The organism is Trichocoleus sp. ST-U1, assembly GCF_039961835.1.
Classification (GTDB): domain Bacteria; phylum Cyanobacteriota; class Cyanobacteriia; order Cyanobacteriales; family FACHB-T130; genus FACHB-T130.
The window spans coordinates 1-14,469 of sequence record NZ_JAMPJZ010000068.1 but is presented as its reverse complement, the minus strand read 5'-3'; the positions used below and the strand labels follow the sequence as shown (position 1 = coordinate 14,469).

Annotated in this window: 11 protein-coding genes; 7 read left to right on the top strand and 4 right to left on the bottom strand. The window is 47.2% G+C overall.

All coding sequences use genetic code 11. From position 1 onward, the window contains the following. Positions 1 to 50 precede the first annotated feature (50 nt). Positions 51 to 3,731 carry a HEAT repeat domain-containing protein gene (locus NDA06_RS20220; protein WP_190986969.1) on the bottom strand — a complete coding sequence of 1,227 codons (3,681 nt, stop codon included), beginning with the start codon at positions 3,729 to 3,731 and terminating at the stop codon, positions 51 to 53. A gap of 157 nt (positions 3,732 to 3,888) precedes the next feature. On the opposite strand from NDA06_RS20220, the gene NDA06_RS20215 reads away from it, so the two are divergent. The 4 genes from NDA06_RS20215 to NDA06_RS20200 all read left to right on the top strand — a co-directional run bounded on the left by NDA06_RS20215 (position 3,889) and on the right by NDA06_RS20200 (position 8,157). Beyond that, positions 3,889 to 4,158: a hypothetical protein gene (locus tag NDA06_RS20215; RefSeq protein WP_190412845.1), complete on the top strand. Its 270-nt coding sequence runs from the start codon at positions 3,889 to 3,891 to the stop codon at positions 4,156 to 4,158. A 121-nt stretch (positions 4,159 to 4,279) separates the two neighbouring features. Then, entirely contained in the window at positions 4,280 to 4,963 is a 684-nt protein-coding gene (locus tag NDA06_RS20210) for a GDSL-type esterase/lipase family protein (protein ID WP_190986970.1), read from the top strand. A 218-nt stretch (positions 4,964 to 5,181) separates the two neighbouring features. Further along, entirely contained in the window at positions 5,182 to 7,296 is a 2,115-nt protein-coding gene (locus tag NDA06_RS20205; protein ID WP_190676053.1) for a TIGR00300 family protein, read from the top strand. Between the two features lie 69 nt (positions 7,297 to 7,365). Further along, complete coding sequence (locus tag NDA06_RS20200) at positions 7,366 to 8,157, top strand: Rpn family recombination-promoting nuclease/putative transposase (protein WP_190986971.1); 792 nt, start codon at positions 7,366 to 7,368, stop codon at positions 8,155 to 8,157. Between the two features lie 90 nt (positions 8,158 to 8,247). On the opposite strand, the gene NDA06_RS20195 is transcribed toward NDA06_RS20200, so the two are convergent. Continuing rightward, entirely contained in the window at positions 8,248 to 10,023 is a 1,776-nt protein-coding gene (locus tag NDA06_RS20195; RefSeq protein ID WP_190536179.1) for an N-acetylmuramoyl-L-alanine amidase, read from the bottom strand. 56 nt (positions 10,024 to 10,079) lie between these two features. After that, on the bottom strand, positions 10,080 to 10,631 hold the full coding sequence (locus tag NDA06_RS20190) for a pyridoxamine 5'-phosphate oxidase family protein (protein WP_348251826.1): 552 nt from the start codon (positions 10,629 to 10,631) through the stop codon (positions 10,080 to 10,082). A gap of 182 nt (positions 10,632 to 10,813) precedes the next feature. Here NDA06_RS20190 and NDA06_RS20185 point away from each other — a divergent pair, with 182 nt between their 5' ends. The 3 genes from NDA06_RS20185 (at position 10,814) to NDA06_RS20175 (ending at position 13,375) form a co-directional block, all read left to right on the top strand. After that, positions 10,814 to 10,987: a hypothetical protein gene (locus tag NDA06_RS20185; protein WP_190686557.1), complete on the top strand. Its 174-nt coding sequence runs from the start codon at positions 10,814 to 10,816 to the stop codon at positions 10,985 to 10,987. A gap of 179 nt (positions 10,988 to 11,166) precedes the next feature. After that, positions 11,167 to 12,840, top strand: coding sequence for a CTP synthase (locus NDA06_RS20180; protein WP_190412838.1), 1,674 nt, complete (start codon positions 11,167 to 11,169; stop codon positions 12,838 to 12,840). 118 nt (positions 12,841 to 12,958) lie between these two features. Then, positions 12,959 to 13,375, top strand: coding sequence for a hypothetical protein (locus tag NDA06_RS20175; RefSeq protein WP_190412837.1), 417 nt, complete (start codon positions 12,959 to 12,961; stop codon positions 13,373 to 13,375). A gap of 73 nt (positions 13,376 to 13,448) precedes the next feature. Here NDA06_RS20175 and NDA06_RS20170 read toward each other — a convergent pair whose 3' ends face one another. Next, the gene (locus tag NDA06_RS20170; protein ID WP_190986636.1) at positions 13,449 to 14,348 is read right to left on the bottom strand and encodes an ROK family protein; all 900 of its coding nucleotides are present in this window, start codon (positions 14,346 to 14,348) and stop codon (positions 13,449 to 13,451) included. Between the last annotated feature and the right edge of the window lie 121 nt (positions 14,349 to 14,469).

Sequence of the window (14,469 nt, the reverse complement as noted above, 5' to 3'; positions counted from 1 at the left end):
TTGATATAAAGAGGAAGTTTAATAGCGGGTTGAGGATAAGGAAGCGCGCTTTATTCTTCCATCATCTTCTCTCGAATCCAACTCACAATATCGGCAACTAAATTCGGCTGACTGGGAGAGAATGTTTGGAGATTACAAGGCTGTTCGCTCACGACACAAATTCTCCTCGCGTTATTAAATTTGCTCAGAGATGTGAGGAAGGTTTGACTGAAGCCTTGGGGTGTTTCGCCGCTTGTAGCTTCGTAAAAAATTAGGAAGACTCCCTGACATTTTAGCTGACAATAAACTTTGAGAGCTTGCATCGTTTCCGGTTCCCCATTCTGACGTTCGGGACAGCCTTGCATTACCATCTCGGCGTAAATTTCCGAGGCGGGATTATCTGAGTTCTCGAATTTGCTGCTGTCAATGCAAATGGGTTGTACTTTGTCCCTCATATGGGAGTCGTTGTTGATGGCAGCGTGGAGAAGTTTAGGTATGTCAGATGGGTTGATATTTTGGTTTGTGGGAGTGGGATTGTCAGCGTCAATATCAGAGATATCTTGAGCATTGTCTGTTATTTCTTCCTCTGCACTTCTTAAAAAATAATGTATGTATTTAGAAGGTTTTGGTATTATTAAAAACTTACTGTCTAGAGGCTCTATTCGACTATGCAAAGCTTGATAAAAAGCTGGATATCTTATGCGATCAGTGCAATACCACAAAGTCGCATATTTACAACTGTAAGAATCATGAATATTTAAATATATATCCAAAAAAAGATCACAAAAATTTTCCTGGTATGGATCTTTCCATGCTTCATTTTCATATCCATATTCTGATGATAGCTCTAAGGTACCCTGTAAGTTTTTTACCATATTCAGATATTGCCCATTTACAAGAGTATTTTTCAGACTATTAGCTGCAACCTTACAAAACTCTTTACTATTTTTTAAAATGTTAGTCAAAACAGTGATTGCCTTTGAGTTACCAGCATCAATTCGTCCCAATGCTTTGGCAGCATGCCAGCGAATATACTCAGCATGACTGTTATATTCAGTTTGAGAATCCGTCCACTCTAAGAGCCGAGTTAGAGCATTGATAGCTTCTTCATTTTTCTCTCCTATATCCTCTAAGCAACTAGCAGCATGAGAGCGAATGTGGAGTTCATCTTTCTGCAATAACTTAATCAGCGTTTGAACTGCTTTCTCGCAACCAGGATCAACCATTCCCAATGCCCTAGCAATGTCACAACGATTCATTTCATCCGGTTCGGAGTCTAAAATTTCATGGCAAAAGTTAATTAATTCTTCGTTATTAGTTTTAATTCTAGGTAACATCCCAATAGCAGCAATACGAATCCATTCATGTTCAAGTTCATCCTTACGCAGTAGTTCAATCAAAACTTTGATAGCTTCTTGGTTATCAGGTGCAATTAAGAGCAAATTTTCAGCAGCCCAGAAACGTTGTGCCTCAATATCTGATAATTGCATAGATAAATATTTATTGTAATATTCCAAGTGCAGCATCTCACTCAGTGAGTGAATAATTTCTGAGTTACCAGGAGCAATTTTCTCTAAGCTCTGAGCAGCAAAGTTATTAAGATCAGGTTCTGGAGCTTCTAATATAAGATAAATCAAAATTTGGATAGCTTTCTGGTTGCCAGAATCGATTTGCCCTAAGCTTCTAGCGATAGTGCAACGTCTCCAATTATTAGACTCTGAATCTAAGAATTGGATTAAGGCTTCAATAGCCTTCTGGTTGGCAGTTCCGATTTGTTCCAATATTTCTGCTACTTCATGCTTGGTGTGTTCATAAAGGTCATCTTGAAATAACGCAACCAAGGTATTGATTGTTCTTATACGTTCAGTCTGCTGTAATGCAGCCTTAGCTCCTTTAGCAATTGGTTCTAGAAATGTCCGCCACTGCTTCTTTTGAAAATTGAAATAACCAAAGCTCCACTTAATAAGCTGTGTCACAATTTCATCAGCACGGCTATAGTCGATAAATTCTGCAATCCCATCTGAGGCTAGAAAATAGGCTCGATACCGATAAAATCCTCCACATCCATCATCAAACTCTAGCAACGCTTGGATAAACTCCTCTTTCTGCTCGCTTTCCACATCCTCTTGCCCCAGCCATAGCAAAATCACCTCTTTCCACTGCGGCTCAAAAATGCGGTAAATATTGCCTGGTAACGGTTGAGGATTGTCATTGTCATGAGTCAAGAAAAAGTGCCAATCGTCAATCGCCAGCGCTGCAAAATATTCCTGAAACGTCAGATGATAGAACGCATAGACAGGTTCATCGGTTTCCCCATCTCGGTACACCAGATTTAGCCAACCAATACGCTGCGCTAACTCAAACAGAGATTCCCCCATCACCTGATATGCCAGCGACTCCCTCAGCGGTGTCTGCTTCTCAATTGCCGCAACGGCTAACCTTCCCAACGCTGCATTCAACTCCTGCCGTTGCTGCCAGCTGATGGGAAACTCGTTTTTTTTCCACTCATAGAAATCCTCTCGAAATCGCTGGTAAAGCGTTGCCTTCGTCTTCGGCAACTCCCCTTGCTTCACCGCCCAGGTTTGACACAACAGCGCCAACCGCAAAGGATTTCTAATCAAATCCCGAATCCGTTCCTGCCCCGATTCCCCTAACTTCTCCCGTAACTGCTTCCCTAACTGGAGTTTCCCCGCCTTGGCAAACCACTCCTCAATAAACTTCCCCACCTGCGAATCGTCAAAATCCAGGGTGCGATAGACATCACAATTCGGCACTACCCGATCGTTCGCCTGCCAAACATTCAGCCGACAGGTTAACAGGGTTTGCGCCTGCGCCACCCAACCCCTCAGCTGATTTGCAATTCCTTGTAGAGACGAATTTGCCCCCGTGGATGTATCCCCCCGTATTTCATCCACCCCATCCAATAGCAACCACACCTGATGAGAATTAAACAGCTGCATCAACTCAGTTTCCATCTGGGCTGATACCGTCATTCCTTGAAGAGACAGCGCCTCCTTCAGCCAAACCTGGAGTAAATACTCTTCCAACGTTTTCCCATCCAAACTCCCCATCTGAATGCAAATCGGCAACCGGGAAACATTTTCTGAATCCTTGAGATGACGCGCAATTTGCTCTAACCACGTACTTTTCCCCGCCCCCGGTTCCCCAATAATCGCAATCGTCTTGCCTTCCCCCGCCTCAATCACCTCCCGGAGAAACGCATCCGCCTCAAACCGCTTCTCAATTTCCTTCTCATTCAGCTGATATTGCAACCGCCCCTCATCTGGGGATGGGCAAAACTCCTCACCCCTTCGAGGCTGAGTTGTCGGTTTCACCAAACCCAGCGGCACATAAATACCCACCTCATGCCCCAACCCCGTACCCGTCGCCTGTCGCCGGAATTGGTAACGCTTCAGCTGTTCCTCCAGCATTTTGTGGTAGATATCGCGCCAGCCAATCCGGGTTTCTGGGGTTGCATCTGGAGGATTCGACTCTTTCGGATCGATTAACTCTGCTAGTTCTAAATTTAGGGATTTAGCGATCGCGATCGCATTATCACAATCAACAGATTCTCCCGCAAAAAACCGCTTAACCGTCTTTTCACCCACTCCAGAGGCTTCAGCAATGTCCAAATACGTCCAAATCCTTTTTTTATAATTACGGTAAATATGTTTAGCAGCTTTAGCCTCTATGAGTTTCTGCTTTCCAGCCTCGTTTACCTGGACGCTGTTGCGATTGCGGATTTCAGCCATAATCAACGGATAAGGGCAGTTGCGGATATTAATAGCTTAAGCGGCGTCACGGTTTGATGAGGGTCAGAAAGGGTAACTTAATATCTGTCCCTATGAGTTCTGCGGTTTCTCCAGTCGATTCGCTTTCGTGGAATTGTACGGTTCAGTAATTCCACAAATGACTACCAACCTGTTCAAATATTTACTTATCGTTGAAAACCCAGAACTTCAAGCTTTACTCTTACTTGTTCTTATCCTGTCCTCAGACTCAGTTAATCTTAAGAAAGCCAGCGCTGTATCATTTCTTGTCCAAGCAGGATTGATTGATATAGGGGGCATTATTTCAGTTATGTCGGGAACATCCTTGCCATTAGTCATCCTTATGATGTTGGCTCAAGGCGTTTATTTGATTATCGATGCTTACCGCGCCGAAAAAAGTGGTCAGTAGACGAAGCGCGGGGCGAAGCATTCGCATTAATAATATTGGGTTACGTGGCATAGGCGATCGCGCTTTCTTCGCCCCTACCGCTAACCATCTGCAATATCGTTGAGTTGAATTGGAAAAGTGTATGAAAAAACGCCGATGGGTGTGGTTCTTTAGTTTGCTGTTTGCTTCCCTACTGGTTGTTACCAGTTGCAGCAACAATTTCGATGATGTCAAAAACCTTAAAGCGGGTGCTGGTAAGCAAGTTATTGTTTTAGGCGATAGCATCGCCTCTGGATATGGGGTGGACAAGACAGAAGCTTTTCCTAGTGTCCTGAGTCGTCAACTCGGTTTGCCAATACTGAATCGCGGTGTTAGCGGCGATACAACCGCAATGGGGTTGAGTCGCTTACAAAAAGATGCGATCGCGGCAGAACCTTGGCTGGTAATTGTTGAATTAGGCGGAAATGATTTTCTGCGAAAAATTCCCAAAACTGAGACAGAACAGAACTTGCAACAAATTGTCACTTCGATTCAACAACAAAAAGCAATTGTTGTGCTGCTAGGAATCAATCTCGGCTACATAGAAGATGAATATGACGAACTTTATCAGCGTGTTGCTAAAGATACACAAGCTTATTTAATTCCGCAGGTTTTAACTGGAATTGTCGATAATCCGAAAAATCGGCAGGAGGATATCATTCATCCAAATGCCGCCGGACACCAGCTTTTAGCCTCCCGCGTTGCTAAAAATTTACAGCCCTTATTAGCCCAAGCTACTTGGCCTCCAACCTTGTTGCAATATCGACGGAGTGCTAATCAAACATAGGAGCGATTTGCACTAAAACTGTTAAAAATTTCCCATAAATCGCTTTTTGTCAAGTCTCTTTGGTTGTAAAGGAATAAAATAGACATTAGCCTCTAGAGCTGACTTTCGCTGTTACGAATAAGAGGTAAAGATTTCGTAACAAGTCCTACAGAATTGGATCGTAGAAAGTCTGTATCCAATAAGAGTTTGCCCTTGTCTATTTCACTTGAGATTCTTTTATGACCTCCTCGATCCGCTTCCTCATGTGCGCTCCCGACCATTACGACGTGGATTATGTGATTAATCCCTGGATGGAGGGCAATATTCACAAATCCTCGCGCGATCGCGCCGTCGAGCAATGGCAAAAACTTCACTACGTCCTCAAAGATCACGCCATTGTCGATTTGGTTGCACCCCAACGCGGTGTGCCTGACATGGTGTTTACAGCCAATGCTGGGCTGGTGCTGGGAGATACCGTCGTCCTGAGCCGCTTCTTCCACAAAGAGCGGCAGGGTGAGGAGCCTTATTTCAAGCAATGGTTTGAGGAAAAAGGCTATAAGGTGCATGAACTGCCTAAAGACTTGCCGTTTGAAGGCGCGGGCGATGCGCTGCTGGATCGAGAGGGGCGCTGGTTGTGGGCGGGATACGGCTTCCGCTCAGAACTCGATTCTCACCCGTTGTTGGCAAAGTGGCTCGACATCGAAGTGCTATCGCTGCGACTGATGGATGAGCGGTTCTATCATCTCGATACCTGCTTCTGTCCCTTGAGTGGCGGCTATTTGCTCTACTATCCCCCCGCATTTGATTCTTACACCAACCGCTTGATTGAAATGCGAGTTGCTCCGGAGAAGCGGATTGCCATTGAGGAAGCGGATGCAGTGAACTTCGCCTGCAACGCTGTGAATATTGACCACGTTGTGGTGATGAATAAGGCGAGTGAGGCACTCAAAAAACGCCTTGCCGATGTTGGATTCCAAGTCATCGAAACGCCGCTGACAGAATTTTTGAAAGCTGGTGGCGCTGCTAAGTGCCTGACGCTGCGGGTGACGGAACCCGTCCGAGAAGAAGTCCATGCCAATGTCTCAGTGGAAAGCCGCACGATTCGTCTAGAAGGGCATTTGCTGGACTCCGGCTTAATCAACCGTGCTTTAGATTTAGTCGTAGAAAATGGGGGCAGCTTCCAGGTTCTCAACTTCAGTCTGGGAGAGCAACGGCAAAGTACCTCCTCTGCGGAGGTGAAAGTGTCGGCTCCTTCCCATGATGTGATGGAAGCGATTTTGTCGCAGCTTATCGATTTGGGTGCGGTGAATTTGCCCCAAGATGAGCGTGATGCCAAGCTGGAAGATGTCATCCAAGCTGGGGTGGCTCCAGATGATTTCTATGTGTCCACCATTTATCCCACAGAAGTCAGAATCAATGGGGAGTGGGTGCGAGTGCAAGAGCAACGCATGGATGGCGCGATCGCCATTACCCAAACTCCCAACGGACGGGTAGCACGGTGTAAACTGCTGCGGGATTTAGAACTTGGCGAACAGGTAGTCGTTGATGTCGTCGGTATCCGCACGGTTCGTAAAACCGAATCCCGCGAACAGCGCAACACCCAAGAGTTCAGCTTTATGTCTGCCGGAGTTTCCAGCGAACGCCGCGTGGAATTGGTGGTGGAACAAGTTGCCTGGGAACTTCGCAAAATCCGCGATGCTGGCGGTAAAGTAGTGGTGACAGCAGGGCCAGTAGTGATTCATACTGGCGGTGCCGAACACCTGACGCATCTAATTCGGCAAGGTTATGTGCAGGCGTTGCTGGGAGGAAATGCGATCGCTGTCCACGACATCGAGCAATCCATGCTCGGAACCTCGCTGGGTGTGGATATGAAACGCGGCGTCGCCGTTCGTGGGGGACACCGCCATCACCTGAAAGTAATTAACACGATTCGCCGTTATGGCAGTATTGCCAAAGCCGTTGAGAACGGTGCGATCAACAGCGGTGTCATGTATGAGTGCGTCCGCAATGGCGTTCCCTTCTGCCTTGCCGGTTCCATCCGCGATGATGGCCCCCTGCCAGATACTCAGATGGACTTAATTAAAGCTCAGGAAGAGTATTCCCAACTGCTGCAAGGGGCAGACATGATTTTGATGCTCTCTTCGATGCTGCACTCAATTGGGGTGGGAAATATGACCCCAGCCGGGGTGAAGATGGTCTGCGTAGATATTAACCCAGCCGTTGTCACCAAATTGAGCGATCGCGGTTCTGTCGAATCCGTCGGCGTCGTCACCGATGTCGGGTTATTCCTCAGTCTGTTAGTGCAACAGCTGGATAAGTTAACCAGTCCTTATCACATTGCTCAATCAGCTTAATTATTGTGTAAACACGATAGGGTGGGCAGTGCCCGCCCTATTTTTTTTTCCAATAGTGGCTCTGAAAGCGTGAAAATAGACAGCATTTTCTATCAACTATTCCAAGCTTTTCCCAGCATCTTCTTTGAATTGATTGGTCAACCTGCTTCAACGGGTAACACCTATCAATTCACTTCAGTTGAAGTTAAACAAACTGCTTTTCGTATCGATGGTTTATTTCTACCCTCTGACGATTCTGCCGACCAACCCATTTATTTTGTAGAAGTCCAATTTCAACGCGATCCAAGGTTCTATCAGCGCTTTTTTGGCGAAATATTTTTATACCTCTCTCAATATGAGCGACCGAATGATTGGCGCGGAGCAGTAATCTTTAAAAACAGAAGCCTAGATCCTGGCGTACAAGCGCAGTATCGAGAATTACTGACCAGTCCGCGAGTTAGGCGGATATATTTGGATGAATTAGGAGAAGCGGCAGATCGATCTCTTGGCGTGGGAGTGGTGAAATTAGTCGTAGAAACTAAAAAGAAAGCCACCGAGTTGGCAAGGCAGCTACTGAATAAAGCTAGTCAAGAAATTGCTGATGAAGCCATCAGGCGACAAGTTATAGAGTTGATTGAGACAATAGTTTTGTATAAGTTTCCACAAATGACTCGCCAGGAGATGGAAGCAATGTTTGGATTCAGTGAGTTAAAGCAAACTAGAGTTTATCAAGACGCCGTCGAGGAGGGTAAACTGGAAGCAAAATTAGAAGCAGTGTCTCGATTATTGACATTAGGGTTGACTGTGGAACAGGTCGCAGAGGCTTTAAGTTTGACAATTGAGCAAGTCAGACAAGCCGCAGAAGCGAAGACTTCCGATTAGGCACTTAATTAGTATTGCTGGGATGGGAATTCATTGCCCAAATCATTGCAAAAGGAATGCCCATACCCAGCCTACTGCCGACAAGAGTATTTACCGAGCGACTTTGAACCATTGGGTAACGCCTTCAGCGATCGCTGCCGCCATCTTCTGCTGCGCTTGCGGATTGACCACCCATTCAAATTCTTCCGGATTGCTCATAAAACCTAATTCCAGCAATACAGAGGGTGCAGAGGCAGGACGCGCGAGGGCTAAGTTATCCCAAAAAACGCCGTAGGAAGGACGCCCCGCCTGAGTCACGATGTAGTTATGCAGAAACATCGCTAAGCTGTGGGCTTGGGGATGATACCAAAAAGTCCCAAAACCCTGCGTATTCTGGGCATCTCCTTCATCGGGGAGGGAATTGTAGTGAATTGAAAGCGAAATTGCCGGTTTCACTGCGTCAATAATTGCCACCCGTTCTGGCAGCGACACCGCCTTATCAACCTCCCGCGTCAGGTACACTGTGGCACCCCGTGCAATCAGCTGAGTGGCGATCAGCTTGGACATGGTGAGCGTCACCTCTTTTTCGGGATAGCCGGTTGGCCCTCCTGCGCCACTGTCTTCACCGCCATGTCCGGGATCGAGAACAATTTTGATTCCAGATAAAGGCTTGTTGGAAGACTGAGAACGGAGAGGGGAGGGGCCAGAGGTGAGACGAGGGGGATGGCGCAGAGATAAAATCAGGCTCGTGCCTTCATATCTCACCGTATAACCCCATTGCTGGGCGGATTTGAGATTAAACGTATATTGAACGGTTTCTGGGGCGACCTGTTGCCAATCCAGGCGAGAAATGACGGGATCGGGGTCGAGGCGAATGATGTCCGTTTGCGCCGTCGTGTTATACAGCGTTAATGTCAACGTGCGATCGCCCTGCTGCACAACGAGCGGTACCGGCACTTGTAAGGGAAAAATGACTTCTGTGGCACCGGGAATCTTCCGAGCGCGAATACTGCGAATCAGCGATCGCGGTGGCACCGAACCTTTGACAATTTGAACTTCTTTACTGTTAATCCAACCGCCATAGTCCAAGCGCACCCATTCCCCGTCTCGACCTGTAATTGTAGCTCGCGTAGTTTTCGGCAGCGGCGTCAGGCGAGAATAATCTGTACTTGGCCCGGTTCGGGCGACCCCGGCATCAACAATTACCTCAGCCACTTCTAGCTGCGCCGGAGAGAGAATCTGAATCTTCGCCGGTCCCTCCTGACTCACAATCTGCCCATTTTTTTCTACTTTGAACTGGGGACGACCCAAATCCGCCGCCGCCGCCGCTGCCGCACAACCCAGGTAGTGTCCTGCCCCAGCGACAGCATAGGGCTGATTTTGTGCGGTTAAGGCAGCAGAATTCGCTGGTAGCTGTACAACCTGCTGCTGGTTAGTCAGCGGAATCGTTTGATTCGCCAAATTGACGGAAACATTGGCCTCAACAGGAGCAACCGCGCCGAAACACAGCAATTCACCCGGTAGTCTGGCGAGATCCTGCGATGGAGTCAGGGAATCTTTGGCAAATGCCAACCCCTTTGGTGGCTCAGGGTGGGCGGCAGCCCGCGTAACTTTAAGTTTGACGGCTTGACCTTGATAGCTCACCGTAAAGAGGTTCTCTCCCGGCTTTAACGGAAAACTGGGAGCAAAATGCCCCTGTTTGCTCCGCGCGATCGCTTTCCCATTCACCAACACTTTTCCTGGCGGTGGAGCTGTGCCAATTAAGAAAATTCGGTCAGCTGTGGTTTTATGGCTAGCAGGAGGATAGGAAACGTAAAGAGATTGTTTTGCCGATACTGGTGCTGCCATAACCACCCCTAATACAGCCAATCCCAGGATGTTTCTCATGTTAAATCCTAAGTTCCTTACATCAATTAGAGGATAAAATTAGTAAAAAAGTTTCTTTAATCTTGTAAAAGTTTTGTGGGGAGTCCATCGATACTCTTTTGATTCTTTTCGCACCAATAGTCAAAGATTCCTTGTTTCCCTTTTTTTTCACCCCATTCTCTGATAGTTTTTCTTTCTTCTTTCAGTTCATAAATGGGCACGCCATATCCGCATGAAGTTTGTACTGATTTTATCTCAAGTACCACGATCTGACGTTCTCCTAAGATTGGCGTAAACAAGGAATAAAATTTGTCCCAAGCTTCATGTCTTGGAAAAATTACTTTTCCCTGACCGTATAAACGAAGAATCAAAGGCTTTTCTGAAAAGCTGCAAAACATGATCGTCATCCGCCCATTTCCTGGTTCATGTAAATGAGCGGAGGCCTCGTTGCCACTCCCAGTTAAATCAAGGTAAGCCACTGTATTATTATCAATACAGCGGAAAGTATCTACTCCTTTAGGCGACAAATTAATCCGACCTTCTTTCGGTGCAGTCGCGGTAAAGAAGATTTTCTGCTCCTGAATAAAGTCTCGGAGATTCTGATTTAATTCATCGTAAACTTTAGCCATGTCTAGTGTCTTAGCCCACCGATTATCCAGTTAATAGTATTTTAATTATCAAGCAATTTACAGAGGTCGAAGCATTACCAGGTATCAATAGTTTAGAATCTAATTGGCAGGAAAACGAGTGGGATTGATGGCATTGAAAGGAACGAAGCTATCGATTTCGTCTAACTTCCGGTAAAGGCAAAGTGCTAATACCAGATGCTAGAAGCGAAGTCGGGAGGTACTCAGTCAAAGCCAAAAATAGTGTCACTCAGGGGTTAAACCGTACCAAAAGCGCGATCGCCCAAGCGTGGGAATTGTCCGTCGTCAGTCCTTTGAGGGGTTTGAAGGTCTATAAGCGATCGCAAAGCAACTGTTAGCCTTGTTATCGTTCCTATAGGATAGGTGATAAGGCAGCCAACAAAGCCACTCTGCCAAGGTTTTACAAACCAGCGATCACCGATCGCAGACTGCAAACAACAAGCAACGAACAACTCGTTAAGACTGTGGCACAATTAACGGGGTGGGTTGCCGACATGGCTCTTCTTTTAAGCATTTTATGACTAAGTTTGTCTTTGTCACCGGCGGCGTGGTTTCCAGTATCGGCAAGGGAATTGTAGCAGCAAGTTTAGGACGCTTGCTGAAGTCGCGTGACTATTCGGTTTCTATCCTGAAATTAGATCCGTATATTAACGTCGATCCGGGGACGATGAGTCCTTTTCAGCACGGAGAAGTGTTCGTAACGGCAGATGGTGCCGAGACGGATTTGGACTTGGGGCACTACGAACGCTTCACCGATACGTCCATGTCTCGGCTCAATAGCGTCACAACTGGCTCGATTTACCAAGCGGTACTCAATAAAGAGCGTCGTGGCGATTATATGGGGGGCACCGTGCAGGTAATTCCCCATATTACGAATGAAATCAAAGATCGCATCCAGCGAGTTGCCAAAAATACTAACCCGGATGTGGTGATTACGGAAATTGGCGGCACGGTGGGCGATATTGAATCCCTGCCATTTTTGGAAGCAATTCGTCAGTTCCGCAAAGATGTGGGGCGTCATAACGTGCTGTATATGCACGTAACCCTGATGCCGTGGATTCCCTCAGCAGGGGAGATGAAAACCAAGCCGACGCAGCATTCGGTGAAGGAATTGCGGTCGATCGGGATTCAACCGGATATTTTAGTTTGTAGATGCGATCGCCCTCTACACCCAGGACTCAAAGAAAAAATCTCAGAGTTCTGCGATGTTCCCGTCGAGTGCGTGATTACAGCCCAAGATGCCAAAAGTATCTACGAAGTGCCGCTGATTTTAGAACGGGAAGGACTAGCGCAGCAAACCCTAGAATTGCTGCAACTAGAGCAACGCCAACCCAACTTGAGCCAGTGGAAAATCTTAGTAGATCGCCTATATCATCCAACTCACCGGATAGAGATTGCCATCGTTGGTAAATATGTAAGGTTAACAGATGCCTATCTATCAGTGTTGGAAGCTTTGCGCCATGCAGCGATCGCCATGAATTGTGACCTTAACCTCCGTTGGGTTAGCTCGGAAAGCATCGAATCGGGCAGCGCCGAAACTTACCTGGCTGGAGTGAACGGCATTGTAGTACCTGGAGGGTTCGGCGTTCGGGGTGTCGATGGCAAAATTGCGGCGATTGAATACGCCCGTAAAAACCAGATCCCCTTCCTCGGTTTGTGCCTGGGAATGCAATGTTCGGTGATTGAATGGGCGCGACACGTCGCAGGATTAGAAGATGCCAATAGTGCTGAATTTGCCCCAAATGGATCGAATCCGGTGATCAACCTGTTGCCGGAACAGCAAGATGTGGTGGATTTGGGCGGCACGATGCGCTTGGGGCTATATGCTTGTCGTTTAGCGCCCAATACTCTAGCCTTCCGGCTCTATCAAGAAGAAGTGGTTTACGAACGGCATCGGCATCGGTATGAGTTTAATAATGCTTATCGCAACCTGTTTTTAGAAACTGGCTATGCGATCAGCGGTACCTCGCCGGATGGGCGATTAGTGGAAATTATTGAACTACCTAACCATCCTTTCTTTATTGCCACCCAATTCCACCCGGAGTTTAGCTCTCGACCCAGCAATCCCCACCCGATGTTCCAGGGATTGATTCAAGCAGCACTAGCCCAGCTTGACCCCGGACTCGCCCGTTCTGACTCCTCACAGCCTACCCAAGAAGATGCGACGCTCCAAGCAGCTGAGGTATCTTAACAGTTGCTGGCAATTACAGCAGGACGGAAAGCGATCGCTTCACGTCCTGCTTTCCACCAACCACTTGCGCGGGGGAGCGTTGTCAGTGCCAGAACTCACCTTAATGTGAGGAGGTCATGTGGCGTATTGGATTAAAGTGAGTTATGAGCGAAATGAATATGTAATCGATCTTGACCGCATCAGTGCCTTCGCTTGCACCCCGAACGGTAAGGTAACTTTTTGGTTGCCTGATAGTGCCATCCCAATTATTATCAACCGTCAAAGTAACCCGGATGGCTATCAGCAAGTAATGGACTATATTCAACAAGTTAGCTTCCATTCACTGGCAGCATCTTGGATCAAAGTTAGTTATGAACGGAATGAATATGTAGTCGATCTCAACCGTATCAGTAGCTTTTCCTATTCTTCTAACGGTAGGCTCACGTTCTGGTTGCCGAATAGTGCTATTCCCATCATTATCAACAAGCAGAATGACCCGGATTGCTATCAGAAAATTTTGGAATATATCAAACAGAAAACCGGGCACTCATTTTAACCAGTAGGGAGAACGACAAGTGCTGAGACTAACACTCCTCAATCCTCAACCCTCAGTCCCCAGCCCTCAACCCTCAACTTTCAGTCTTCAAAATTTGCCAAGCCAATTTTGCCGCCCCAACCATTCCAGCTTGGTTGCCTAACTCAGCTTTTAATAGGTGCAAACCCTCACGGGAACTCTTCAGCACCCGCCGCTCAATTTCTGCAAGTGCAGCCGGAAAGAAAAATTCTGCACTTGCACTAACGCCGCCGCCAATGACAATCGCTTCCGGCGTTAAAACATAGATAAGACTTGATAATCCAACACCGAGATCGCGTCCGTAGCTTTGCCAAAATTCTAATGCTTGGCGATCGCCTGTGCTTGCCAGCTTGCCCAGTTCCTCTGGTTCTAACCCTGTGCGGCGGCGAATGGCGGCTACTGAGGCATATTGCTCTAAAGAGCCTTGATTGCCGCTATTACAGGGCGGACCCTCTGGATTTAAGGTAATTAATCCTAGCTCAGCGGCGGCACCTTGATGACCCACAAACAGGTTCCCATCGAGGATAATCGCACCCCCCACACCTGTACCGAGTGTTAGCAGAATCAAATTCCGGTAATGGCGTCCAGCTCCTAACCAAGCTTCTCCCATCCCAGCACAGTTAGCATCATTAGCCAGAACTGTGGGTAAACCTGTTTTGGCTTCTAACCAATCTGCGAGGGGCACATCATGCCAACCTGTGAGGTTAATTGCTACTCTGGCAATTCTACCTGATGCATCCACTGGGCCTGGGGTGCCGATACCGAGCGCGATCGCGTGTCTTGCTGGATCGAGCTGCGCGATCGCTTCTATCATCGCATCCAAAACCGCTGTCGGTGTTGCCGGTTGCGGTGTCGCCACACTCAACGACTCCAAGCAAGTCCCATCCTCGCGGAACCTCCCCAGCTTAATTGCCGTTCCTCCCAGATCAATGCCAATTACTTCCCGATTCACCACAACCGTTCTTCTAATTTCCAAAAACTAATACCACTTATCTATATTCATGCCATTTGTCACTTTTCCCAACCTTTAGAGCTGATTTATAAAGTCCCAATTCCTTCTGTAGGGGCATTGCAAT

Bases quoted from the DNA above. Each gene is read 5' to 3' on its own strand.
- NDA06_RS20220 (WP_190986969.1), bottom strand. From the start codon at position 3,731: ATGGCTGAAATCCGCAATCGCAACAGCGTCCAGGTAAACGAGGCTGGA.
- NDA06_RS20215 (WP_190412845.1), top strand. From the start codon at position 3,889: ATGACTACCAACCTGTTCAAATATTTACTTATCGTTGAAAACCCAGAA.
- NDA06_RS20210 (WP_190986970.1), top strand. From the start codon at position 4,280: ATGAAAAAACGCCGATGGGTGTGGTTCTTTAGTTTGCTGTTTGCTTCC.
- NDA06_RS20205 (WP_190676053.1), top strand. From the start codon at position 5,182: ATGACCTCCTCGATCCGCTTCCTCATGTGCGCTCCCGACCATTACGAC.
- NDA06_RS20195 (WP_190536179.1), bottom strand. From the start codon at position 10,023: ATGAGAAACATCCTGGGATTGGCTGTATTAGGGGTGGTTATGGCAGCA.
- NDA06_RS20190 (WP_348251826.1), bottom strand. From the start codon at position 10,631: ATGGCTAAAGTTTACGATGAATTAAATCAGAATCTCCGAGACTTTATT.
- NDA06_RS20180 (WP_190412838.1), top strand. From the start codon at position 11,167: ATGACTAAGTTTGTCTTTGTCACCGGCGGCGTGGTTTCCAGTATCGGC.